Annotated in this window: 20 protein-coding genes; 12 read left to right on the plus strand and 8 right to left on the minus strand. The window is 72.3% G+C overall.

The genetic code is table 11. From position 1 onward, the window contains the following. Window positions 1-102 precede the first annotated feature (102 nt). Window positions 103-1,266 (plus strand): RNA ligase RtcB family protein, encoded by a 1,164-nt coding sequence (locus ACFPIJ_RS61070; protein WP_380128746.1) that lies wholly within the window; start codon window positions 103-105, stop codon window positions 1,264-1,266. Here the strand turns inward: ACFPIJ_RS61070 and ACFPIJ_RS61075 are convergent. The 3 genes from ACFPIJ_RS61075 to ACFPIJ_RS61085 all read right to left on the minus strand — a co-directional run bounded on the left by ACFPIJ_RS61075 (window position 1,256) and on the right by ACFPIJ_RS61085 (window position 4,344). Continuing rightward, entirely contained in the window at window positions 1,256-1,615 is a 360-nt protein-coding gene (locus tag ACFPIJ_RS61075; RefSeq protein WP_380128747.1) for a hypothetical protein, read from the minus strand. The two genes, ACFPIJ_RS61070 and ACFPIJ_RS61075, sit on opposite strands and share 11 nt — an antisense overlap. A 54-nt stretch (window positions 1,616-1,669) precedes the next feature. Next, on the minus strand, window positions 1,670-2,455 hold the full coding sequence (locus ACFPIJ_RS61080; protein WP_380128989.1) for a sterol desaturase family protein: 786 nt from the start codon (window positions 2,453-2,455) through the stop codon (window positions 1,670-1,672). Between the two features lie 98 nt (window positions 2,456-2,553). After that, window positions 2,554-4,344, minus strand: a complete 1,791-nt coding sequence (locus ACFPIJ_RS61085; RefSeq protein ID WP_380128748.1) for a TerD family protein — start codon at window positions 4,342-4,344, stop codon at window positions 2,554-2,556. Window positions 4,345-4,477: 133 nt separating this feature from the next. On the opposite strand from ACFPIJ_RS61085, the gene ACFPIJ_RS61090 reads away from it, so the two are divergent. From ACFPIJ_RS61090 to ACFPIJ_RS61100, 3 genes are read left to right on the plus strand one after another with little or no spacing between them, the layout of a single operon-like run. Then, the gene (locus tag ACFPIJ_RS61090) at window positions 4,478-6,064 is read left to right on the plus strand and encodes a mucoidy inhibitor MuiA family protein (protein WP_380128749.1); all 1,587 of its coding nucleotides are present in this window, start codon (window positions 4,478-4,480) and stop codon (window positions 6,062-6,064) included. A 60-nt stretch (window positions 6,065-6,124) separates the two neighbouring features. Beyond that, entirely contained in the window at window positions 6,125-7,225 is a 1,101-nt protein-coding gene (locus ACFPIJ_RS61095) for a hypothetical protein (RefSeq protein WP_380128750.1), read from the plus strand. Between the two features lie 13 nt (window positions 7,226-7,238). Then, the gene (locus ACFPIJ_RS61100; protein ID WP_380128751.1) at window positions 7,239-8,261 is read left to right on the plus strand and encodes a glycosyltransferase family 2 protein; all 1,023 of its coding nucleotides are present in this window, start codon (window positions 7,239-7,241) and stop codon (window positions 8,259-8,261) included. On the opposite strand, the gene ACFPIJ_RS61105 is transcribed toward ACFPIJ_RS61100, so the two are convergent. Continuing rightward, window positions 8,218-9,483: an MFS transporter gene (locus tag ACFPIJ_RS61105; protein ID WP_380128752.1), complete on the minus strand. Its 1,266-nt coding sequence runs from the start codon at window positions 9,481-9,483 to the stop codon at window positions 8,218-8,220. The genes ACFPIJ_RS61100 and ACFPIJ_RS61105 overlap by 44 nt on opposite strands. A gap of 46 nt (window positions 9,484-9,529) precedes the next feature. Here ACFPIJ_RS61105 and ACFPIJ_RS61110 point away from each other — a divergent pair, with 46 nt between their 5' ends. Further along, window positions 9,530-10,429, plus strand: coding sequence for a glycosyltransferase family 2 protein (locus ACFPIJ_RS61110; RefSeq protein ID WP_380128753.1), 900 nt, complete (start codon window positions 9,530-9,532; stop codon window positions 10,427-10,429). Here ACFPIJ_RS61110 and ACFPIJ_RS61115 read toward each other — a convergent pair. Next, a complete protein-coding gene (locus ACFPIJ_RS61115; protein ID WP_380128754.1) occupies window positions 10,383-11,000 on the minus strand; it encodes a hypothetical protein in 618 nt (205 codons plus the stop codon). The two genes, ACFPIJ_RS61110 and ACFPIJ_RS61115, sit on opposite strands and share 47 nt — an antisense overlap. Window positions 11,001-11,117: 117 nt before the next feature. On the opposite strand from ACFPIJ_RS61115, the gene ACFPIJ_RS61120 reads away from it, so the two are divergent. The 5 genes from ACFPIJ_RS61120 to ACFPIJ_RS61140 all read left to right on the plus strand — a co-directional run bounded on the left by ACFPIJ_RS61120 (window position 11,118) and on the right by ACFPIJ_RS61140 (window position 15,328). Then, window positions 11,118-11,630 (plus strand): hypothetical protein, encoded by a 513-nt coding sequence (locus ACFPIJ_RS61120; protein WP_380128755.1) that lies wholly within the window; start codon window positions 11,118-11,120, stop codon window positions 11,628-11,630. A gap of 64 nt (window positions 11,631-11,694) precedes the next feature. Continuing rightward, window positions 11,695-12,546, plus strand: coding sequence for an alpha/beta fold hydrolase (locus ACFPIJ_RS61125; protein ID WP_380128756.1), 852 nt, complete (start codon window positions 11,695-11,697; stop codon window positions 12,544-12,546). Between the two features lie 146 nt (window positions 12,547-12,692). Next, complete coding sequence (locus ACFPIJ_RS61130) at window positions 12,693-13,949, plus strand: Nramp family divalent metal transporter (RefSeq protein WP_380128757.1); 1,257 nt, start codon at window positions 12,693-12,695, stop codon at window positions 13,947-13,949. 4 nt (window positions 13,950-13,953) lie between these two features. After that, window positions 13,954-14,226 (plus strand): hypothetical protein, encoded by a 273-nt coding sequence (locus ACFPIJ_RS61135; protein WP_380128758.1) that lies wholly within the window; start codon window positions 13,954-13,956, stop codon window positions 14,224-14,226. Continuing rightward, window positions 14,180-15,328 carry an oxalate decarboxylase family bicupin gene (locus tag ACFPIJ_RS61140; RefSeq protein WP_380128759.1) on the plus strand — a complete coding sequence of 383 codons (1,149 nt, stop codon included), beginning with the start codon at window positions 14,180-14,182 and terminating at the stop codon, window positions 15,326-15,328. Before ACFPIJ_RS61135 ends, ACFPIJ_RS61140 begins: the two co-directional genes overlap by 47 nt. Window positions 15,329-15,379: 51 nt before the next feature. Here ACFPIJ_RS61140 and ACFPIJ_RS61145 read toward each other — a convergent pair whose 3' ends face one another. Then, window positions 15,380-17,974 carry a chitinase C-terminal domain-containing protein gene (locus ACFPIJ_RS61145; protein WP_380128760.1) on the minus strand — a complete coding sequence of 865 codons (2,595 nt, stop codon included), beginning with the start codon at window positions 17,972-17,974 and terminating at the stop codon, window positions 15,380-15,382. 174 nt (window positions 17,975-18,148) lie between these two features. Continuing rightward, window positions 18,149-19,066, minus strand: coding sequence for a hypothetical protein (locus tag ACFPIJ_RS61150; RefSeq protein WP_380128761.1), 918 nt, complete (start codon window positions 19,064-19,066; stop codon window positions 18,149-18,151). A gap of 42 nt (window positions 19,067-19,108) precedes the next feature. Between ACFPIJ_RS61150 and ACFPIJ_RS61155 the strand changes: the two genes are divergently transcribed. After that, on the plus strand, window positions 19,109-19,438 hold the full coding sequence (locus ACFPIJ_RS61155; protein WP_380128762.1) for a putative quinol monooxygenase: 330 nt from the start codon (window positions 19,109-19,111) through the stop codon (window positions 19,436-19,438). Window positions 19,439-19,568: 130 nt separating this feature from the next. Further along, complete coding sequence (locus tag ACFPIJ_RS61160) at window positions 19,569-21,182, plus strand: TerD family protein (RefSeq protein WP_380128763.1); 1,614 nt, start codon at window positions 19,569-19,571, stop codon at window positions 21,180-21,182. A 147-nt stretch (window positions 21,183-21,329) separates the two neighbouring features. Here the strand turns inward: ACFPIJ_RS61160 and ACFPIJ_RS61165 are convergent, their stop codons facing one another. After that, entirely contained in the window at window positions 21,330-22,427 is a 1,098-nt protein-coding gene (locus tag ACFPIJ_RS61165) for a DNA glycosylase AlkZ-like family protein (RefSeq protein ID WP_380128764.1), read from the minus strand. Between the last annotated feature and the right edge of the window lie 401 nt (window positions 22,428-22,828).

Consider the following 22,828-nt stretch of genomic DNA (forward strand, 5'->3'; position numbering starts at 1 on the left):
CTTTGCGGTGCGCGGGGCGGATCCGCGATCGTGGACCGCATGACGCTCTGACGGACGACCCCGGCCCGCCCCTGTTGACTTCGAATCGCGAAGCGAGCGTCCGTGCCTGAAAACAAGGCTTCCGTCCGTGTGTTCGCCGGCCCCACCAGCTGGATCGAGTCCGACGCCGTCGCGCAGTGCCACCAGGTGGCCGCGCTCGACGGCATGATCCACGTCGCCGGCATGCCCGACCTGCACCCCGGCAAGGGCGCCCCGATCGGCGCCGCGATGTCCTCGACCGTGCTGTACCCGTTCCTCGTCGGCTCCGACATCGGCTGCGGCATCGCCGTGTTCCCGATCAGCCTCAAGCGCGCCGTGCCGGAAAGACTCGCGGCGAAGTTCCCCGACCTCGACACGGCCCTCGACCCCGAGAAGGACGCCGACGACCCCGCCTGGGCGGTCCTGCCCGGCGACATCCCCGCCGGGCACACCGAAGGGCTCGGCACCGTCGGGCGGGGCAACCACTTCGTGGAACTGGCCCGGGTCGGCACCGTCCTGGACGACGCCCACGCGGGCCGGGTCGGGCTCGCCGCCGGCGACCTCGTCCTCGTCGTCCACAGCGGCTCCCGGGGACTCGGCGAGCGGATCCTGCGGGCGCACACCGAGGTGCACGGCGCGGGGCCGGCCGCCGATCCCGCCGCGTACCTGGCCGCCCACGACGACGCCGTGCGCTGGGGGTCGCTCAACCGGCGGCTCATGGCCGCCCGGGTCGCCCACGCCCTCGGCGCCGAACCCACCGAGCCGGTCGTCGACCAGTGCCACAACCTGGTCGAGGTCCGCGACGGGGTCTACCTGCACCGCAAGGGCGCCGCGCCCGGCGACGGCCAGGACGTCCTGGTCGCCGGCACCCGGGGCACCCCGTCCTACCTCGTCGCCGCCCACGCCGGGCCGGACGCCAACCACTCGGTGGCGCACGGCGCGGGCCGCAAGATGTCCCGCGCCGACGCGCTGCGCCGCGGCAAGGCCAAGCACACCGTCGAGGAGCTGCGTCGCACGCCGGTCGGTTCGCTGGTCGTCTGCGGCGACCGCCAGCTGCTGTTCGAGGAGGCGCCGACCGCCTACAAGCGCATCGAGCAGGTGATCGGCGACCTGGTGGAGCACCGGCTGGCCACGCCGGTGCTGACCACGGTGCCGCTCGTCACGTACAAGACGCCGGACGCCGCCCCGCCGCCGCACAAGGAGCGCCGGGAGCGGCGGGAGCGCCGGGAGCGCCGGTTCAGCAGGTGATGCCCTGCTTGGCGAGCTCGGCGATCAGGGCGGTGGCGGTGAGGTTGGTGAAGTTGACGTCCTTGCCGTTGGCGGTCTCGATGACGTAGTCGTTGTCGCCGGAGTCCTGCTCGATCTCCACGGCGCAGTTGCCGGCCTTCGCGTCGGCCTCGTAGTCATCGAGCTTCTTCACGTTCTTCTTCTTTTTCTTGTCGTACACCTGGTCGTAGTCGGCCTCGGCGTTCACGTTCGTGTATCCGGCCTTGGTCAGCTGCTTCTCCAGGTCGTCCACCTGCGAGGAGCAACCGGCGAGCCCAGCGCCGAGCAGCAGCATGGTCGTGGCGGCAACGATGATTCGGGTGGCTCGCATGGGGTATCCGCGCTTCTTTCCGTCTGGGGTTTCGGGGGTGCGCACCATTCTGGATCATCCAGTGGGCGACGCTGTCGGGATGCCGATGCCCGTTGTGTCGGCAAACGGCATGGTGCCGGTGCGACGGGCGTCGTAGTCGGGATCCAGCGTGCCGAACAGCCGGTCCCACACCGTCGTGTAGAAGCCGAGGTTGTACCGCGGCGCCGCGTGATGCCCGGCGTGCATGGCGGGCGTCGCCACCCAGCGGAAGACCGCGGCGGCACGCACCCGCTGCGGCAACGGCTCCACCCCCAGGTGGCCGAGGATCCCGAAGAGCAGGTTCAGCACGGTGTACCCGCCGAGCGCCCACGCCGAGAACGGATGGACGGCGAGCACGACCAGCCACGCCCCGCCGAACCCGAGCACCTCGACCGGGTGCAGCGCGAACAGCGTGATCGGCCGGGCGTCGGCGAAGACGTGGTGCAGCCGGTGCGCGAGCGGGAACAGCGGGCGCACGTGCGCGAGGGCGTGCCCGGCGTACAGCAGCACGTCCATCACCACGATCAGCACGGCGAAGTCGACCAGGGCCCGCCAGCCGAACGGCAGTGTCAGGCTGATGACCCCGGCCCGCCACAGCCACCAGCCGGCCACGGTGACGCCCGCGTTGAGGACCGTCGCAACCGCCACCAACGCCAGCTCCAGCCGGCTCACCGGCCCGGGCGGCGCGGTGACCCGGTGCGCCCCGGGCAGCCGCAGCACCCAGTGCCCGAGCACCGCGGTGACCCCGACCAGCGCCGCGTTCTCGACCAGGGCGAGGACCACGACCCACCCCACGGGCAGCTCCCGCAGCCAGGTGACCATCTCGTGCACGCCCAGCACTGTGTCACCCCACGGCAAGTTCCCGTGATCCGGGAGACCTCGTGCACCCGTGGGTACCCAAGGTCTTCCGGATCACGGGGTCAGTCGTCGACGGTGACGCCGTGGAGGGTGGCGAGCTCGGCGAGGCCGTGGTCGTAGCCCTGCCCGACGGCGCGCAACCGCCAGCGGCCGTCGCGTCGGTAGACGTGGGCGAGGAGCAGGCTGCGCTCGGTGGTGGCAGCGTCGAGGGTGGCCCGCACGCGGGTGGTGCCGTCGCCGGTGCGGGCGACGAACTCGACCGGTCCGAGGTCGCCGAACGTGTGGGTGTCCGGCAGGGCGGCGGCGATGATGATCCGGCTGACGTCGTCGGGGATGCGGTCGAGCCGGACGTCGACGAGGGCCTCGTGCCGGATGTCGAGGGTGAGCTCCACGGATCCGTCGGCCGAGGCGGGCTGGTTGTAGAAGACGAAGTCGGCGTCGGCGCGGACCTGCTCGTCGGCGTCGGTGAGGAACGCGACGACGTCGACCTCCGCGTCGGTGCCCGTCGGCCACGTGACGGAGACGGTCCAGTCGCCGACGCCCTCGGGCAGGTCGATCACCGCGCCGCGGGACAGCACCGCGACCGGCGCGACGAGGGCGACAGGCGCAACGGGGGCGACCGCGGCGACCGCGGCGACCGGGACGGCGGCGGGTTGCAGGGCTTCCGGGGTGCAGACGGGCAGCGCGAGCGCGGTGACGGTGGCCCAGCGGCGGTCGGCGGACGCGCCCGGGAGGGCGACGACGTCGGTGACGCGGGCGGTGAGGTTGACCGCGGCGATGCCGCCGAGCTCGCCGATCAGGGTGCGGACCTCGGCCGCCTCGCCGTGGGTGCCGCCGAGGACGAGCAGGCATCGCCCGGTCAGCGGGCCGGCGACGACGGCAACGGCGGCAACGGCGGCGGTGCGCTGGGACGGCACCGCCGGTCGGGACGGCGCGGCCTCCTTCGGCGTGCCGGGTTCGACGTCGGCGAGGAGCCCGGCGAAGGTGGCCTCGTCGACGACGGGGACGGCGTACCTGGCGGCGGCGCGCAGCTTCGAGGTCGCGGCGGCCGGGTCGTTGGTGACGAGCAGGCCGGTCCGGCCGCTGACCGTGTTCATCACGTCGAGGCCCGCGTCGGTCGCGCGGGCGGCGAGCGCGTCCCGGGCGGTGGCGGTGCTGCCGGTGATGGCGACCTTCGCGCCCTGGACCAGGCGCCGGCCCGGGGTCCACCGGCCCGGCCAGGCCCACGGGCAGTCGGGCCGGGGGAGACGGGCCGGGTAGACGCGGTCGGTTTCGGCGGCGTCGCAGGCGCTGAGCGGCAGGTCGACGGCGAGGGTGTCGGCGAAGGCGAGGCTGTGCCGGAGGATCTCGGTGAGGACCCGGGTGTCGTCCTCCGCGTCGTGCGGGCGGGCCTGGGCGACGCCCCAGTGTGCGGCGAGCGAGGCGAGGGAGAGGCTCGGGGTCGGCAGGTCGAGGCGGCGGCTCAGTGCCAGGGTGCACAGCCGGGTGCTGACCGGGAGGCGGTGCACGGCCCGGTGTGCCTCCGCGGCCAGGAACCGCCAGTCGAACGCCGCGTTGTGCGCCACCAGGACGCGCCCGGCCAGCAGCTCCGCCAGGTGACCCACCACGGTGTCGAAGCGGGGCGCACCGGCCAGCCGCTCGCGGGTGATGCCGTGGATGTGCACGGGCCCCGGGTCGCAGCCGGGGTCGACGAGCGTCGACCAGGTCCGGCCCACCGACCCGTCGGCCTCCATCTGCGCGACGGCGATCTGCAGCACCCGGTCGCTGGGCGCGTGCAGGCCGGTGGTCTCCACGTCCACGACGGCGTACCGCAGCGGGTACCGCGTCGAAACCCGCAAGGGCAGTGTCTTCATCCGCGCGATTCTCGGGCCGCCGCCACGGAAACCGGCACGCGAAACGCGGCGTGCGCCGACAAAGCGCCGAACGGGCACGCGGCGTGCCCGAACGGCGGTGGCGGGGGTGACGGCATGCGTTACGGTGCGGATCGTGGAGAACTCGATCGTCGCCGTCACCGTCTATCCCAAGCAGGCGCGGGTCACCCGCCGTGGCCGGACCACGCTCGAGGCGGGCGAGCAGGTCGTCGAGGTCGGGCCGCTGCCGCTGAGCATGGACGGCGACTCGATCCGGGTCAGCGGGCGGGGCGCCGCCACGGTCCTCGGCGTGGACGTGGTGCTGCGCCGGCAGGCCACGCCGTCCGACGGCACGGTGACGAAGGTGACCGAGGAGCGCCGCGGGCTCGAGGACGAGCTGGCGGAGATCGCCGACACCGAGACCGTGCTGCGCCAGCGGCAGACGTTTCTGACCACGCTCGGCGAGCGGGCCAGCGGCGCGTACGCGCGGGCCCTCGCCAGCGGCGACACGGCACCGGACACGGTCACCGCGTTCACGGCCACGGTGGGCGGCGAGCTGACCTCGGTCCTCGCCGACATCCGCGAGCTGCAGCACCGCCGCACCCGGGTCACGGAACGTATCGCGGCGCTGGACCGGCAGCTGCTGGACCTGTCCGGCAAGCGGGAGCCCGACGCGCGGTATGCCGTCGTCGCCCTCGCCGTGTCGGCGCCGGGCCCGGTCGAGCTGGACGTGTCCTACCAGGTGCCGGACGCGGGCTGGCGCTCCACCTATGACGTGCGGCTCACCGGCGAGACGCTGAGCCTCACCTGGTTCGGCCTGGTCGAGCAGCGCACCGGCGAGGACTGGCCGGAGTGCGAGCTGGCGCTGTCGACGGCCCGCCCGTCCGGCGTCGTGGCGATCCCCGAACTGCAGCCGTGGTACCTGGACCCGCTGCTGCCACCGCCGCCCGCGCCGCCGATGCAGTCCTTCGGCTACGGCGGCGCGCCCGGTGCGGCGATGCCGGCCCCCGCGATGGCCCCTGCGCCCCGCGCGGCGAAGCTCATGCTGGAGCAGTCCGACGAGGCCGCGCCGGTGCAGCTGGCGCAGGCGCGGGTCGAGGAGGGCCCGGTCGCCGCGACCTACCGGCCGGCCCGCGTGGTCGCGGTCCCCGCCGACGGCACCACGTCGCGGGCCACAGTGCTGGTGCTGGAGCTGGCCAGCCAGCTGGACCACGTCGCCGCGCCGGCCCGCTCGACGGACGTGCACCTGCGGGCCGTGGTGACGAACTCGTCGCAGCACACGCTGCCGCCCGGGTTGGCGGCGGTGTTCCACGAGGCCGACTTCGTCAGCAAGACCACCCTGTCGACCTGGGCCCCCGGTGAGGAGCTGGAGCTGGCGCTGGGCCTGGACGACCGGGTCCGGGTCGAGCGGGAGCTGACCCGCCGCACCGCGACGAAGGCGACGCTGGGCTCCACCCGGCGCCGCGAGGTGGAGTACCGCACCAACGTCGGCAACTACACCGGCCGGCCGGTGCGGATCACCGTGCTCGACCAGCTGCCGGTCAGCCGGCACGACCAGATCACGGTCAAGGAGACCGTGCTGGAGCCGCAGCCGGCCGAGCGCACCGACCTCGGCGTCCTGACCTGGCGTCTGGTGATCCCGGAGGGGCAGACGCAGACGGTGCGGCTGGGGTATCGGGTCGAGACGGGCAAGGGCATCGAGCTGTCCGGCTGGCGGGAGTAGCCCGCGACGGGCGCGCGAGTCGAGGGCAGTCGATGTACAGTCCCCTGGGTGGTCACTTCGATGACTTCCACGGGGAACCTGCAGGCCAACGACTACCGCTACAAGCGCGACGTCACCGAACTCCGCTACTTCTACGTCCTGAACCCGGCGTCGCCGCATCGCGGGTGGGCCCTGCGTGAGCTCATCCAGCCGGCGTTCCGGGCCCTGCACGCCGAATACGGGGTGACGGTCCAGCCGCTTGCGTACGGTGCCGTGCCCGAGCCCCGGCCGGACGGCGTCACCTACGTCATCTACGGGCCGACGAACCCGCTCACGATGCCGGTCGACGAGCAGGGTTATCTCGCCGCCCTCGCGGCGACCGGCGCCAGGACGAACATCATCTCGGCGTATCCGCTGAGCGAGACCAACGAGGACCGGCCCGACTACGCCATGGCGGCGACCTGGGTGCCGGAGCTGTGCGACCTGCTCGACGTCAACGCGATCTTCCCGGACGAGGTCGACCTGTCGCGGGGCATCCGCACCAACACCTGGCAGGACGTCTACGTCAACGCGATCGGCGAGACGATCCGGGTCAAGTACCAGCCGACGCAGAGCGTCGACCCCGGCGACCGGGCGGTGCTGCACCGGCTGCGCCAGGAGCACGACGCCGAGATCGTCGAGCTGGCCCGGGTGCACCGCGACCACCACCTGTGGCAGCGCAAGCCCTACACCGACGGCTCCATCATGTTCACCCACGACGGGCACTGGTTCGCGTCGCAGACCGTCACCGACAAGTCCCGGATGACCGCCGACGACTTCGACCTGATCACCTCGTTCGACGAGGGGACCGCCGGCTTGACGTACACGGGCCCGCGGCTGCCGAGCTCCGACGCGCCGGAGTTCCTGATGCTCAGCAGCGTGCTGGGCATGCACGGGCGCAGGCCGCGGCTCATCGTGCACTTCCACCACCGGGAGCTGACCCGCGGCGCGCGCTACCGGGAGCTCGTCACCGACGCGCGGATCGAAGGCGGCCGGTTCTCCGCCGGGCGGCTCTTCTACCGGGAGCTGTGCCAGAAGCAGACGGACTGGTTCATCATCCGCGAGCACGGCATGGTGTGGACGGGCGACTCGGTCGCGCAGTTCGAGGAGTTCGTCCACCGCGTCGTCGTGCCCGGCGGCTGACGGGAGGCAGGGGATGTTGAGCATCGGGGTCGCCGCCCGCAACGAGGAGGCGACGATCGCGCAGACCCTGCGGTCGATCGAGACCGCCGTCGCGGCGGTGCCGGGACCGGTCCCGGCGGAGATCATCGTCGCGCTCAACGGGTGCACCGACCGCACCCGTGACGTCGTCGAACACTACGCGGCCGGCGGCGGCGTCACGGTCCAGGTCATCGAGACCGCACCGGGCCTGATCGAGGCGCAGCGGGCGATCGCCCGGCTGGCCCGCTCCGCGGAGCACCTGATCCTCGTGGACGCCGACTGCGTCCTGGACCCCGGCTGCCTGCGGGAACTGGTCCGGGTGATGGCCGAGCACCCGGAGGCGGAGGCGGCCTGGGCGAGCATGGTCCCGGCCGGCACCGGCACCGGCACCGGCTTCTGGCGGGTCGTCTACAACTTCGCCGACTATCATCCCGACGTCGTGCACCGCGGCCGGCACCTGTGCGGCCGGGCGTTCGCCATCCGGCGCTATGACGTCGCGTGGCGGGTGCCGCGCCGGCAGCCGGACGTCGACCCGCGGGTCGCCGCGTACCTCAGCCTGCAGCGGGGGCCGGTCAGCGACGACTCGTACCTGTCCCGGGCCATCGTCGACCGGCACGGGCCCGGCGCCATCCAGCACGCGGTGGCGGCCCGCGTCTACTTCCATCCGATCCCGCGGCTGCGCGACTTCGCCCGCGCGCAGCGCCGCAAGACCTACGAGGCGCGGCGGCTGGACCTGCTGTTCCCGGAGTACCGCGGGGTGCGGGGACGGCACTTCCGCCGCCGGATCGACCCGGCCGGCTACGCGCGGCTGCGACCGGTCCAGCGCCTGCAGTGCCGGCTCTACGTGCTGCTGTACGCCCTGCTCGGGCGGCTCGCCGCGGCCCGCCTGGCGGCGGGTCTCACGCTGCTGCGGCTCGGCGTGCCGGTGCGCCCCTGCGAGGTGTGGCCGGTCGTCGAGGGCACCAAACGGCCCTTCACGACCGTTGCGGCACCACCGCCGCCGGCTCCTCCCGGGTAGCCGCGGCGACCTCGTGGCGGCGGGCCAGGAACAGCACCGGCAGGGCGAGGGCCTGCAGCGCCCCGCCGAGGACGAACGAGGTCGGGTAGCCCCACTCGTCGGCGACCCGGCCCAGGCCCGGCTGCGTCACCACGCCACCGCTGGAGGAGATGAGCGAGTCGAAGGACAGCACCGTCGCCCGTTTCCCGGACGGCAGGAGGCTGTTGAGGTACGCCTGCCGCGACGGCAGGATCGCCGCGGACACCATGCTGACGCCGGCCAGCAGCGCGATGGCGACCGGCACCGAACCGGCCAGCCCGAACCCGACCAGCAGCAGGCCGTTGAGCAGCACGCCGGTGATGATGACCGACACGCGCCGGCGGAACAGCCGCTGGAACGCCATGGCGAGCAGCCCGCCGACCGTCTGCGCCGCGGCGTTGGCCGCGGCCGCGATGCCGAGCAGCCCGTAGGCGTGCGGGTCGTGGGCCAGTTGCAGCAGGTAGGGCTTCATGGTGAACGCGACGTAGTAGCTGACCCCGGCGGCGAACACCGCGCCCAGCATCACCCAGCGCACCGCCGGAAGCCCCCAGCCGTGCCGCACCGACTCCGTGACGACCCGCCGCATCTCCCGCAGCGGCCCGGCGCTCTGGCGGCGGCTGAACCCGATGTCGTGCATGACCCGCCACGCGACGACGGTGAGCGTCAGCAGCAGCGCGGCCCGGATGAGGAACGGCACGCCCACGTTCGTCGCCTGCGCCACGTAGGCGCCGCCGAGCGAGCCGGCGAGGGTGCCGATCCCGGTGACGATCTGCGCCCGCGCGAACACCTGCTCGAGCCGGCCGTCGTACTGCAGGAAGTGCAGGGCGTCGACCAGCCACGCCTCGGTGGCGCCGGAGAAGAACGTGAAGCCGACGGCGAGCACCACCGACACCGCCGCCCACGCCCACACGCCCGCGTGCAGGCGCCACGCCAGCCAGTACAGCAGCGTCGTCACCGTCAGCGTGACCCCGCCGAGCAGGTAGGACGCCCGCCGCCCCCACGTGTCGGCGATCGACCCGGTCGGGATCTCGAACACGGCGTAGCCGAGCGTGAAGCAGGCGTTGGCGGCCAGGGCCTCGGTGTTGCTCAGCCCGGCCTCGAACAGCAGCAGCGAGTTGATGCCCCAGATGAACGTGACGGCGAGGGTGTTCAGCAGCACGAGGCTGAGATAGATGCGTCGCACGCGACGGCTCGTCACAGCCATGGCGCCACTGTAAGGCCTGGGGCTGTATCGAAGTGGAGGAATGTCGATGAAGGTGAGCGTCATCCTGCCGTGCTACAACGCGGGCCCGGCGCTCGGGCGGTGCCTGACCGCGCTGCGCCGCCAGGACCTCGGTGGCGCGCACCCGCTCGAGGTCATCGTCGTCGACGACGGGTCGACCGACGGCACGGCGTCGCTGGTCGAGGCCTTCGATCCCGGCCTGCGCCCGGTGTACGTCCACCTGCCGCGCACTGCCACCTCGGGCCGGTCGGCCGCGCGCAACACCGGGATCCGCCACGCCACCGGCGACCTGATCGTCATGATCGACCCGGATCACGTGTTCCCGGGTGACTTCCTCGCCCGGCACGTCCGCCATCACGAGCAGCGGACCGACCTGGTCGTCGCCGGCCCACGGCACCGCATGGGCGGCACCGTTGCGGACTTCACGCGCGACTGGTCGTTCGAGGCGCTGCCGCCGCCGCGGGACGTGCGCGTGATGGTCCTGGCCCGGCTCGGGCTGCCCTTCGGCGACCTCGCGACCTGCTGGTACTACGCGTTCAGCTGCAACCTGTCCGTGCGCCGGGAGCACCTGCTCGCGGTCGGCGGGTTCGACGAGGGCTTCACCGGCTGGGGCCTCGAGGACTCCGAGCTGGGGTACCGGCTGCGCCGCCACGGGCTCGCGTTCGCCTTCGAGCCGGCCGCGGTGCTGTACACCTGGGAGCGCGGCGGCATGACGGCCCGCCGGTACGCGGACTGGCGGCGCAACCTGGCCCACTTCACCGCCGTGCACCCCGGCGCGGATGTCGCCCAGATCCGGCTGCTCGACGACACGTTCAACCCGGACGTCACCGTCGAGGACGGCATCGGCCGCTACGCGCAGTTCGAGCACGCCGTCCGCGCGCTCACCGCGCCGGCACGTCGACCGCGTCCGGGAACTGCCTCGGGCTGAAGCCCCCGTAGCCCTCGGCGAGCGCCGCCGGCGGCAGGCCCAGGCTCTCGATGATCGCCTGGTGCTGCCACTCCGCCCACACGTGGCCGTCGCGGTCCCGGCTGCCCAGCAGCGCCGCCACGATCCGGTCCAGGTCCGGCGCACCGACCGCGAACGGCGTGAACGCGGTGGGGTCCGCACCCAGCGGGCCGCTCGGCAGCGGCTCGCCGTCGGGGATGACGCGACCGTCGAGCTGCGACCTGAACACGCCGTCGTCGTCCTCGAAGGGCTCGATGATCATGGCGAGGTCGCTCACGTACCGGTGGGTGGGGCGTCCGTCGTGGTACACCCAGCAGGTGATCACGTCCGAGTCGAACACCATCGAGGTCAGCACCGGGCAGCGCAGCCGCTCGCTGACCGCCACCGCGATCGGCCGCACCTCGGCGACACCGTAGCGGTCCGTGTGCGGCAGGACCGCCACCCGGTCCTCGACGATCGGGATCACGACCGCGGGCAGCCCGCCCGCGGTGACCGCCTCGACCACCGCCGCGAACCCGGCCGCCACCAGGATGGTCTCGTAGCTGGTCCCCATCACGCCTCCCGATCACGCGCCGCTCGGCGCCGGGCAACCGTAGATCATGAGCGCCCGGCCGCGCAGCCCCCGTCGCGGGGGCGGTCCGGCGAGCGGCGGCTGGATACAGTCGTGACCATGGGGACGGACGTGGGGACGGGCGAGCACGACGACTGGCAGCCGCGGTCGCGGGTCGGTGCGGTGGTGGCGGCGTTGCTCGTGGGGGATCAGGACGCCGCCGAGCAGGTCGCCGCCGAGCCGCAGGACGAGCCGGAGCAGGCCGCGGATGAGCCGCAGGATGACAAGGAACCGCTGGTCCTGGCGGCGGCGATCCGGCTCGCTGTCCGGAGCCTGTTCGACGAGGACACCCCGGCGGAGGCGATCGCCGAGGACGTCGCGCTGATGGCCCGCGACGTCGAGGTCGACCAGGAGGCGGCGGTGGCGGTCATCCGGGCCCACCTCGGGCCGGACGACGCGCTGGAGCGGCTGCTGACGCCGTTCCCGCCGCAGGTGGTGATCGACACCACCTGGACGGTGTTCGGCTACCTGTGCGAGCAGCGGCTCGGCCGCGAGGACTCCCTCGAGCTCATCGCCCAGGCGGAGCGCGAAACCCTGGAGCCGGAGCGTGAAAGCCTGGGGGGCGGGGCGTAATCACCGGCATGGCGGGCACCTGGGCGGGCGAAGGACTCCCGAGCTCGGCCGAAGGAGGCCAACCATGCCGTACATCACCGTGGGTAAAGAGAACTCCGGCCCGATCGACGTGTACTACGAGGACCACGGCTCGGGTCAGCCGATCGTGCTGATCCACGGGTTCCCGTTCAACGGCGCCACCTGGGAGAAGCTGTCCACACCGCTGCTCGCCGCCGGATACCGGGTGATCACCTACGACCGGCGCGGCTTCGGCAACTCGTCGCAGCCGTCGACCGGCTACGACTACGACACGTTGTCCGCCGACCTCGACGCGCTGATGACGAAGCTCGACCTGCGCGACACGATCCTGGTCGGGCACTCGATGGGCACCGGCGAGGTGACCCGGTACCTGGGCAAGTATGGCTCGCGCCGGGTCTCCCGGGCGGTGCTCCTCGCGCCGCTCGCGCCGTTCCTGCTCAAGACCGCCGACAACCCCGAAGGGGTCGACAAGAGCCTGTTCGAGGGCTTCCAGTCGGCGATCATCGAGGACCGGTTCGCGTACCTCACCCAGTTCTGCAAGGCGTTCTTCAACTGGGACGAGAACAAGGGCACCCGGGTGAGCGAGGAGGCGTTCCGCGGGCACTGGGACATCGGCGCGCGCGGCTCCGCGAAGGGCACCCACGACTGCGTGGCGGCCTGGCTCACCGACTTCCGGCCCGACCTGCCGCGCATCGACGTGCCGGTGCTCATCGTGCAGGGCGACCAGGACAACGTGCTGCCCTACGCGAAGACCGGGCAGCGCCTGCAGCCGATGCTGCCCGACGCCCGGCTGGTCACCCTGAAGGGCGCGCCGCACGGCATCCCGTGGACGCACCCGCGCGAGGTGGCCCAGGCGACCGCGGAGTTCATCGGCGCGAAGGCGATGTCGCACGCCTGACCCTTCGTCCAGCAACGCCGGGCCGCTGGGCCCGGCCCCTTTCGTCCGAAAGGGGCCGGGCCCAGCGGCCCGGCGCCTGCCGTGTCCGGTGAATCATGCCGGTGGCGTGAGGCCGGCTCGTCGCGGCCGGCAGCACGCTCGACCTCATGGCGGAAACCACGCGCGTCGTGACCACCGAGCGGCCGCAGACCGTGCCGGGCCGGCCGGCGCGGCTGACCCCTTTGATGGGACCGGCCCTCGTCGCCGCCATCGCCTACGTTGACCCCGGCAACGTCGCCACCAACCTGACCGCCGGCGCCACCTCCGGCTACCGGCTCGTCTGGGTCGTCGTCGCCGCCAGCCTCGTCGCGATCCTGGTGCAGTACCAGGCCGCGAAGCTCGGCGTGGCGACCGGCCGGAGCCTGCCGGAGCTGTGCCGGGACCGGTTCCCGCGCTGGGGCCGGCGGGTCCTGTGGCTGCAGGCGGAACTGGTCGTCCTGGCCACCGACCTCGCCGAGTTCGTCGGTGCGGCGATCGGCCTGCGGCTGCTGTTCGGCATGCCGGTCGCCCTGTCGGCGCTCGTCACCGCCGGTGTCTCGCTGCTGCTGCTCGCGCTGCGCCGGCGCGGCCGGACCCGCCGGTTCGAGTCCGCGACCGCGGCGGCGCTGCTGCTGATCGGCGCCGGCATGGCGTATGACCTGGTCACCGTCGGGCACCAGTCCGGGTCGGGCTTCGCCGGCGGGCTCGTGCCGCACCTCGGCGGCAGCGACCAGATCGTCCTGGCGATGGGCATCGTCGGCGCGACCGTCATGCCGCACGCCGTCTACCTGCACTCGGCGCTCGCCAAGCCCGGCGCCCGCGCCGGTGCGCGCCCCCGGGACGTGCGGCGGGCGCTGCGCTACGACTGCGGGATCGCGCTGAGCGCCGCCGCGACCGTCAACGTGTCGATGATCGCGCTCGGCGCCGGGCTGGGCGCGCTGACCGGCGGCGCGTGGACCGGGGACCTGCTCGACGCGCACAGCGTCCTGGCCGAACGCGTCGGCGGCGCCGCGGCCCTCGCCTTCGCGGTGGCGCTGCTGTCCTCCGGGCTCGCGTCCTCCGGCGTCGGCACCCTCGCCGGTGACGTGGTCATGGGTGGCTTCCTGGGCCGGCGGATCCCGGTGTACCTGCGCCGGATCGTCACCATGCTGCCGGCGGTGGTCCTGCTGACGATCGGCACGTCGCTGACCACGCTGCTGGTGGCGAGCCAGGTCGTCATCTCCTTCGGCGTGCCGGTCGCGCTGTTCCTGCTCATCCACTTCTGCCGGGACCGGGCGCTGATGGGCCAGCTCGTCAACGCCCGGGTCACCACGGCGGTGGCGGCCGTCGCGGCGGCGGTCGTCGCGGGCGTCGGCTGCGCGCTGCCGTTCCTGCTGCTGGCCTGACCCGGTGACAGTGCCGGTGCCCGCCCGGATCCGGGCCAAGCTGCTCGGGTCCTGCGCGCTGACGGTCGCGGCCGTCCTCACCGGCGCGCCCGCGGTGACCGTCGTGGCGCTCGCCGCGACCTGCGCCGCGATCCCACTCGCCGCCGGTCTCCTCGGCGGTGCCGGATTGCTCCGGGCCGTGCTCGGGGCAGAGCTTCCACGTACCAACTCCTCAGGAAGGTCGACGCAGAATGGCTCAGACGACCCAGCGGGCGATGCCGCAGCCGAAGCGCGGTAACCGGGGCGGTATCGACACCGGCCCGCGGAACCTCGAACTGGACCTGCAGAACCCGGACCTGCTCGCGCCGCCGGCGACGGACTACGGGACGATCCCGAACCTGAAGTTCTCCATGTCCATGGCACACACCCGCATGGAGGAGGGCGGCTGGACCCGGGAGGTCACCCAGCGGGAGCTGCCGGTCGCCACCCAGCTGGCGGGCGTCGACATGAAGCTCAATCCGGGCGCGTACCGGGAGATGCACTGGCACAAGCAGTCCGAGTGGGCGTACGTCCTGGAGGGCAGCTGCCGCATCGGCGCCGTGGACCAGGAGGGGCGCACCTTCCTCGACGACGTGCAGCGCGGCGACCTGTGGTTCTTCCCCAAGGGCGTGCCGCACCACATCCAGGCGCTCGACGAGGGCGTGGAGTTCCTGCTCGTCTTCGACGACGGCATGTTCTCGGAGAACTCGACGTTCATGATCAGCGACTACTTCGCCCACACGCCGCGGAGCGTCCTGGCGAAGAACTTCGGCTGGTCGCCGGAGCTGCTGGCGAAGCTGCCGGAGCGGGAGAAGTACATCTTCGACGGGCAGGTCCCGCCGGCGCTGGAGTCCGACAAGCTGGTCAGCCCCACCGGTGACGTGCCGCGCACGTTCAAGCACCGCATGCTCGCCGAGACCCCGGAACGGTTCGAGGGCGGCTCGGCGCGGGTCGTCGACTCGACCAGGTTCGCGGCGTCCAACGCGATCAGCGCCGCGCTCGTGGAGATCGACCCGGGCGGGATGCGTGAGCTGCACTGGCACACGACCGACGACGAGTGGCAGTACTACATCTCCGGCACGGGCCGGATGGGGGTCTTCGCCGGCTCCGGCATGAACCGGACGTTCAACTACCAGGCCGGCGACGTCGGGTACGTGCCGTTCGCCTACGGGCACTACATCGAGAACACCGGCAAGGAACCCCTGGTGTTCCTGGAGATGTTCCGCAACCCGCGGTTCGAGGACATCTCCCTCAGCCAGTGGATGGCGAACACCCCGCCGGAGGTCGCCGCCGCCACCCTCAACCAGGACCGGGCGACGATCGAGGCGCTGCCGCACACGAAGCCGCGCATCACCCGCTGAGAACGGCCGTGCCGGGCCTTACCGAAGGGCCCGGCACGGAGCTGTGTTCTCTCAGCAGGCGCCCTGGTCCTCCCAGGCCCCCCACTGCCCGCTCGTCGACGGGTTCTCGCCCTGCGTCCACCACTTCGCCCGGTACTTGCGGCCGCTGTACTGCACGACCGTGTTGCCGGTGTAGGCGGTGGTCGAGTTCCACACCGGCAGCGTCGAGCAACCGGTGCCGGTCGACGTGCTGGGCGACGTGCTCGGGCTCCGACTCGGGGACGTGCTCGTGCTCGGGCTCGTGCTCGGGCTCTTGCTGGGTGACGCGCTCGCGCTCGGGCTCGGCGACGTGCCGGAGCAGACGCCCTGGTCGACCCAGACCGCGTTGCCGCCCGGGGTGTCACCCTGCGTCCACCACTGTGCCTTCCACGTGTGGCCGTTGTGGGACACCAGGTTGCCGCCGGTGTACACAGTGGACGCCGACCACGCCGGTGCCGTGCAGGTGCCGGTGGACGGGTTGCCGGACACCGTGGGGGAGACGGTCGGTGCGGTGCCGCCGCGGGCGTAGTCGGCCGCGAGGGCGTAGGTCTGCCCGCCGATGGTGAGCGTGAAGTTCGACGGGCCGGAGATCGGCAGCTGGTAGTTGAGGGTGACCTCGGCGTAGGCGCCCGCCGCGATCGCCGGCACCGTCAGCCGGACCCGGTTGAAGTCGCCCTTGAGGCCGCCGACGTTGCTGCCGGTGTGCCCGGTCGACACGGTGGTCAGCGCCCAACCGGACTGCTGGCTGAGGTTGCCCGGCGCGGTGGTCGGGTAGTCGAACTCCAGCGTCGAGCCGGCCGGGATCGCCGCGCCGGTGTTGTTGGTCAGCCGCAGCTCCGGGTTGATCGGGTAGTTGTTGTCGCCGAGCGCGAACCCGCCGACCGACACCCCGACGTTGAGGGTCTGCGTCGGCAGCGTGATGTTGGCCTTCTTGGCCCCGTACGGCGCGGCCGTCTTGAACTTGTCGTACAGCAGGTTCGTCAGCGTGTTGCCGATGTAGTACTCGTTGCGGGTCGCGTCCCACGCGTAGTCGCCGGCCAGCTCCCAGATCATGACGCCGCCGATGCCCTTGTTCACCACGTAGTCGGCCTTGGTGCCGAGCGACTGGTCGTCCTCGGTGGACAGGAACACCTGCTTCTGCGCGTTCCACAGCCACGGCGCGACCAGCGCGCTGGAGTAGTTGCGGGCGTAGGTGCCGGTGATCCGGTCCTCCGGGTCGGTCGCCGGGGTCAGCCCGTATGCCTCCAGGTAGTCACCGGTGCGGCCCTCCTGCAGGTTCTTGGCGTGCCACATCGGGTTGGCGCCCGCCGGGACCTCCGCGTTGAGTTCGACGTCGTGCCACAGGTTGTCGATGCCGACCGCGCCGTTGCCGCACGGGGTGGTCGAGCCGATCGCCCCGCCGGTGCCGGCCGGGCACTTCGTCTGATCCGGCAGCGCCGCCCTGCCCCACAGGCCGTTGGTGCCGCCGGTGACGCCGCGCCAGCCGCGGGTGTAGTACGGCACGCCGATGTTGATCCGGCCGGACTGCATCGCGCCGCGGAAGTAGTGGTACGCCCAGTCGGTGTTGAGGTACCCGATGTTCGAGTACGCCCCGTACACACCGCCCTGGGACAGCTCGGCGTCGTCGCCGTTGTCGTACAGCGCCGCATTCGGCCCGACGAAGTGGTTCCAGGATCCGTGCAGGTCGTAGGACATGATGTTGACGTAGTCGAGGTACTGCAGCGCCTGGTAGGACTCCAGGCCGCGCAGCAGCCAGCCGGACGCGGGCGCGGCGACGGTCACCATGTAGTACTTGCCGTCGCTGGCCGCGGCCGCGTCGAGCTTCTCCCGCAGCGTCTTCATCAGCAGGTGGTAGGAGGCGTTGAGCCCGGCCCGCTTCGCGTCCGCCTGGGCGAAGTCGAGCGGGTTGCCGGCCTTCGCGTTCGACGTCGGGTACTCGTAGTCGATGTCGACGCCGTCGAAGCCGTAGGTGCGCAGGAACGTCACGACCGAGTCGGCGAAGGTGTTGATGCCGGCGACGTTGATGCTGTTGTCGCTGTTCGTGGTCATCCGGTAGAAGCCGCCGGAGTCGATCCGGTCGCCGTTGTCGGCGAAGTAGCCGCCGGTCTCGGCCCAGCCGCCGACGCTGATCAGCGTCTTGACCTGCGGGTGCTGCTTCTTGAACTTGTTGAGCAGGTTGAAGTGGCCGGTGTAGGAATACGCCGGGTCCATCTCCGCGCCGGCGGTCCCGGGCCAGGTCATGTTCGTCGCCGCGTTGTTCGCCGCGGTGGGCGTGCCGACGGAGATCTTGTTCGTGCCGTCGACGTGCGCGAAGGCGTAGTTGACGTGGGTGACCTTGTCCCACGGGATCTGGCTGGCGAGGTACGCGGGAGCGCCGTTCTTGCCGGTGCGCCAGCTGGTGAAGTACCCGATGATCCGGCGGCCGTGGTCGGCGCCGAGGTTCTCCCGGCCGTTGGTGTCGTAGACGTTGCAGTACGGCACCGTGACACCCGGGGTCGGGTAGAGCCCGTCCGGGCGACAGGCGGCCTGGTCGACCTCCGCGCTGGCGGTGGTCACGAAGAATGCCGCGGAGGCGGCCACGAGGGCGGCCGTGGCGGCGGACAGGAGGTGCAGGGTACGTCGTCGCATAGAACCCTCGCCAACCGTTAATAAAGTTAACAGTAAAGTGTCCTAGATGTATAGCGGCCATCGACGAGGGTGCGCAAGAGCCAGGCTTAACGGCGCCTTAGTACGCGACTTATTTCTGGAAGGCTCTTCGTTCTGGAAGGCCTAGGTTTTGGAAGGCTTCAGTTTTGGAAGGCTTCAGTTTTGGAAGGCGTGGTGCAGGTTGCGCATCGCGAGGATCGAGGACCGCACTTCCTGCAGCAGTTCGGTGGTCGCCAGGGGCCGGCCCCACTCGGCCGTCGCGAGGTCGTCCATGCCGATGGTCTCGATGCCGCAGCCGTAGGTCTGCCCCAGGAGCCGGACCGCGTCGCAGTGCTGATGCCGCACGTACGGGTCGTTGGTCACCACGAGCACCCGGTCGGCCGGGGTGGGGGTGTGGATGTGCTCCGCCCAGCCCAGCAGGGTGCAGGCGGTGCTCGCCCGCAGCGGCGGCCGGGTCGACGCGGCGGCGAGGACGTGGACGTTGTCGTGCGGCCAGATCTGGTGCCACCAGCCGTCGCCGCTGCGCGTCTGCACCGGCTCGGGCAGGTCCAGGAAGCGCCGGAGCGCCGCCGTCATCATGTCGGCCTCGGTGTCCAGGGCGCCGAGGCCCAGGCGGATGCCTTCGCGGTGCTCCCGGTCGTCGCGGTGCCGGAGGCTGCCCAGCCCGGCGACGGTGCCGGCTTTCACGTGCTCGCTCAGGAGGCGGGCGGTGTAGTCGACCCGGCCGAGGGTGACCCGGATGCCGCCACCGAGGATGACCACATGGTCGTAGCGGTCGTGCGCGGGGCGCGGGGCGCCGCCGAGGCCGAGGGCGTGGATCAGGGCCCGGATCTGCTCGTCCGCGGCGCCGTAGCCGACGCGGGCGGTGTCGAAGCGCTCCTTCGTCCCGCCGCGGAAGTCCCACACCGCGGAGAAGTCCGCGACGTGGTCCAGGGCCGGGCCGCCGGGCACCTCGCTGCCGAACCGGCGCACCAGGTCGCGCATGGCCGGCGAGGTGATCCACGCCTCGATCGAGGCGGTCACGGCGGCCGGGTCCACGCCGCCGGGCTCGCACGGGGGCAGTGGTTCCGACACGGATCAGGAGCCTACCGCAGGCCGCGGCGGTACCCTGGAACGATGATCTTCATCACGGCAAAGTTCCAGGTCAAGGCCGAGCACGCCGACCGGTGGGGCGAGCTGACGGGTGATTTCACCAGGGCGACCCGGGCGGAGCCGGGCTGCCTGTGGTTCGACTGGTCCCGCAGCCTCGACGACCCGAACGAGTACGTGCTGGTCGAGGCCTTCCGCGACGACGCCAGCGCGGCGCATGTGGAGTCCGCGCACTTCAAGGAGATGCAGCGGACGCTGCCGCAGTATCTGGCCGCGACGCCGCGCATCATCAACGCCACGGTCGAGCAGGACGACTGGTCCGAGCTCGGCGAGCTGGCGGTGCCCTCCGGTCCATGAGCCGGCGGTGCCCTCCGGTCCATAGTGGCCGGTCGGCCGCGGGTCGGGTCCATAGTGGACGTTCGGGGGTGTGCGGCGTTGATCGACTCCGAGATACGGTGTCGATACGCTCACGCCGGAGGTGACCCGCATGACGACCGCAGCACTCGCCCGCGGCGCGAACACCGCGATCGACGAGACGGCGGTCGAGGCCCATGTGGCCTGGCGCGCCGGCCCGACCGTCGACGCGTGCGCGCTGCTCATCGGCGAGGGCGGCAAGGTGCGCGGCGACGCCGACCTCGTGTTCTACAACCAGCCGCGGGACGCGTCGGGCGCGGTGTCGTTGCGCACCGACGGATCCAACGCGGCGACCCTCGCCGTCGACCTCGCGCGCGTGCCCGCGGACGTCGCCGGTGTCGTCATCGCCGGCTCGATGGACACCGGCACGTTCGACGCGGTGCCGGGCCTGGAGGTCACCGTCCGGGGCCCGGGCGGGCGGGCCCTCGCGAGCTTCCCGGTGCGCGACGTCGAGCCGGTCACCGCGATGGTGTTCGGCGAGTTCTACCGGCGGCAGGGCCGGTGGAAGTTCCGCGCCATCGGGCAGGGCTGGGACACTGGGCTCGACGGCCTGGTGACGGCCTATGGCGTGACGGTCACCGCCTCGCCCGCGCCGTCTGCGGCGCCGGCCCCGTCTGCGGCGCCCGCCTCGCCCCGGCCTGACTGGTATCCGGCGCACGGAAACCCGTCCCAGCTGCGCTGGTGGAACGGCACCGAGTGGAGCGTGCAGACGGTGCCGCTCATCCACGACACGCCCACCGTCTGCGGGCGGTGCGGCGGCCCGAAGTACCGCAGCCACAGCGGCGGGCTGTCCACCTGCCGCCGGTGCGAGCCGGAGATCGCCAACGTCCTGAACGTGTGGCGGGGCCGGGCGGCCCGGGTCCTCGCCACGTCCGGCACGGCCGAGCCGGCCTGGTCACAGCTATGGGCCGAGCTGCGCCACCAGCGGGTGCGGGAGGACGCCGGCCGGGAGGCGCTGCGCCACGTGGCGCTGCACCACCTCCATCAGCTGCTGACGTTCGCGTTCGCCGACGGGATCATCGAGCAGCACGAGATGGACGCGTTCGACGACGCGGTCCGGGCGCTCGGCGTCATCGACCCGGCGATCAGCGAGATGCGCCGCCGGCTGCGCCGCGGCCTCGAACTCGGGCTGATCAGCAACGGCGAGGTGCCCCGGGTCACCTCCAGCACCCTGCACCTCGACGCGGACGAGATCCTGCACCTGGAGGTGCCGGCGGCGCGGGTGCAGCAGCAGGCGAGGGGCACCAAACGCAGCAGCGGCCGCCTGATCGTGACGAACGCCAAGCTGCGCTTCGTCGGTGACAGCGCCGGCTCCGACCTAGCCTGGGCGAAGGTCCTCGAGGCCCGCCCCGAGTACGGCACCGTCGTCGTCGCAGCCACCACCTCCCGCGGCGGCGGCACCTACGAGGTCGGCGACCCCGAGTACGTGGCCGCGGTCCTCACCGGCGTCGTGAAGATCGCCAAGCGGATCGTGACCGCGCCGGGCCAGCGCGACTCCCGGTCCGTCCCGCCCGCGGTCAGGGCCGAGGTGTGGCGCCGCGACGGCGGTGCCTGCGTGGAGTGCCAGGCCACGGAGTACCTCGAGTTCGACCACGTCATCCCGTGGAGCCGCGGCGGCGCGACCAGCGTCGGCAACCTGCAGCTGCTGTGCCGCCGCTGCAACCTCGCCAAGGGCGCCCGCATCTGACGCCGCCGCACCGCCGTCGTTGCCCGCTGTCCGCCCGCCACCGTTGATCGCTGTCCGCGGCGGCCCGGGCGCGGCGGGTGCCGAGCTCCAGGTCGACCGCGGCGCCGTGCTGTCGACAGCCACGGTTGATCGCTGTTTGCCGCTGCCCTATCGCTGCAGGTCGAGACCCAGCCATGCGGCCAGCTCCGCGATCTCGGCGTCGACGGCGCTCCGGTCGAACGGCTCGTCCTCGTGGACCGCGGTGACCCGCAAGACGCCCGCCTTGCGGTCCGCGGTCGCGTCGAGCTTGCCGACGAGCCGGTCACCGAGCAGGATCGGCAGCGCGTAGTAGCCCCACCGGCGGTTCGCGACCGGCTTGTACATCTCCAGCCCATAGTCGAAGCCGAACAGCTCCAGGGTCCGCTTCCGGTCATGGATCAGCCGGTCGAACGGCGACAGCAGCGCCGCCCGGCCGACGAACGGTTCCCCGAGCCGGTCCAGCTGCCCGGGATCGACCCGCCAGGTGCCCTTGACGCCCTCGACCACCACGGGCTCGCCGACCTCACCGACGCCCCACGGCTCGATCGGCACCTCGGTCGTCTTCGCCCGCGCGATCCCGAGCGCCCGCAGCCGCCGCTCGCCCCGCCGGCCCGGCGCCTCGTCCGCGGGGACCGGCGGACCGTCCGGGTACACCCGCTCGGCCAGGTCCCACAGCCGGTCCCGCCCCTGCCGCCCGGCGACCGCGACCTCACCCATCGCGGCCATCAGGTCGAGGAGCCGGATCACGTTCTGGTCGTTCGTCCACCCGGTCGACGCCCACGGCACCGCACACGTGTCCGGCAGCGCCCGCGACGGCAGCGGCCCGTCCGCCGTCAGCCGGGCGAGGATGTCCTGCCGGCAGGCGTCGTTGGACCGGATCCACTCGGGATGCCGTGAGTACTTGAACGCCCCGGGCGCGTGGTCCCGGCGCAGCGCCATCTCCGCCCGGTACAGCGCCAGGTCCTCGGCCGGCCGGATGGTCGCGGCCAGCTCGACGAGCTCGCGCCGCTTGAGCGCGTCGACGAGGTCGGCCGGTGCGTACGTCTTGCCGAGCCGGCTCCACGCCACGAGGTCAGCCGTCGGCGCGATCGCCGCGGTCGGGTCGATCTGCAGCAGCGTCAGGTGCCGCACCACGTCGAGGAGCCCGGTGGGCCGCTGGTGGTCGAGCAGCTGCGCGCGCACCGCGATCCGGCGCGCGTCAACGAGTGAGAGCCGGTGTGTGGTCACCGCCCGAGGCTATGACGCGACCGGCGCTGCTGTGCACCGGGTGGTGCCGCGTCTGATCACCCCGTCCGGCGACCGCTTCACTTGCACGGTACCCCAGCCCACCTAATTGATCTCCGATGCCGTCACCGGCCACGCACCCTCAGTGGTTCCGCCCGGGCCGGCCCCCTGGCGGGACGGCGCGACCCGGGCCCGGCGCTCCACAAAAGATCCGGGCCCAGCGCCCCCCACAAAGCGGTGGATTGCTGGAACCCGGTGTGCAGCTGGTGTTCCGGCACCGGCGATCCACCGCGTTCCGGCGATCCACCGGGTTGCCCAGGAGCCGTTCCAGCGATCCACCGGGTGACAGCGATCCACAGACAGCGATCCACCGGGAGACAGCGATCCACCGGGTGACCAGGAGC

The sequence above is a fragment of the Dactylosporangium cerinum genome, assembly GCF_042653625.1.
In the GTDB taxonomy this organism is placed as follows: Bacteria; Actinomycetota; Actinomycetes; order Mycobacteriales; family Micromonosporaceae; genus Dactylosporangium; species Dactylosporangium cerinum.

Excerpts from the sequence above, each read along its gene's own strand:
- ACFPIJ_RS61095 (WP_380128750.1), top strand. The coding sequence starts at position 6,125 with ATGACTTCCACGGGGAACCTGCAGGCCAACGACTACCGCTACAAGCGC.
- ACFPIJ_RS61160 (WP_380128763.1), top strand. The coding sequence starts at position 19,569 with ATGACGACCGCAGCACTCGCCCGCGGCGCGAACACCGCGATCGACGAG.
- ACFPIJ_RS61080 (WP_380128989.1), bottom strand. The coding sequence starts at position 2,455 with ATGGTCACCTGGCTGCGGGAGCTGCCCGTGGGGTGGGTCGTGGTCCTC.
- ACFPIJ_RS61085 (WP_380128748.1), bottom strand. The coding sequence starts at position 4,344 with ATGAAGACACTGCCCTTGCGGGTTTCGACGCGGTACCCGCTGCGGTAC.
- ACFPIJ_RS61115 (WP_380128754.1), bottom strand. The coding sequence starts at position 11,000 with ATGGGGACCAGCTACGAGACCATCCTGGTGGCGGCCGGGTTCGCGGCG.
- ACFPIJ_RS61125 (WP_380128756.1), top strand. The coding sequence starts at position 11,695 with ATGCCGTACATCACCGTGGGTAAAGAGAACTCCGGCCCGATCGACGTG.
- ACFPIJ_RS61130 (WP_380128757.1), top strand. The coding sequence starts at position 12,693 with ATGGCGGAAACCACGCGCGTCGTGACCACCGAGCGGCCGCAGACCGTG.
- ACFPIJ_RS61105 (WP_380128752.1), bottom strand. The coding sequence starts at position 9,483 with ATGGCTGTGACGAGCCGTCGCGTGCGACGCATCTATCTCAGCCTCGTG.
- ACFPIJ_RS61100 (WP_380128751.1), top strand. The coding sequence starts at position 7,239 with ATGTTGAGCATCGGGGTCGCCGCCCGCAACGAGGAGGCGACGATCGCG.
- ACFPIJ_RS61120 (WP_380128755.1), top strand. The coding sequence starts at position 11,118 with ATGGGGACGGACGTGGGGACGGGCGAGCACGACGACTGGCAGCCGCGG.
- ACFPIJ_RS61145 (WP_380128760.1), bottom strand. The coding sequence starts at position 17,974 with ATGCGACGACGTACCCTGCACCTCCTGTCCGCCGCCACGGCCGCCCTC.
- ACFPIJ_RS61110 (WP_380128753.1), top strand. The coding sequence starts at position 9,530 with ATGAAGGTGAGCGTCATCCTGCCGTGCTACAACGCGGGCCCGGCGCTC.
- ACFPIJ_RS61140 (WP_380128759.1), top strand. The coding sequence starts at position 14,180 with ATGGCTCAGACGACCCAGCGGGCGATGCCGCAGCCGAAGCGCGGTAAC.
- ACFPIJ_RS61155 (WP_380128762.1), top strand. The coding sequence starts at position 19,109 with ATGATCTTCATCACGGCAAAGTTCCAGGTCAAGGCCGAGCACGCCGAC.
- ACFPIJ_RS61075 (WP_380128747.1), bottom strand. The coding sequence starts at position 1,615 with ATGCGAGCCACCCGAATCATCGTTGCCGCCACGACCATGCTGCTGCTC.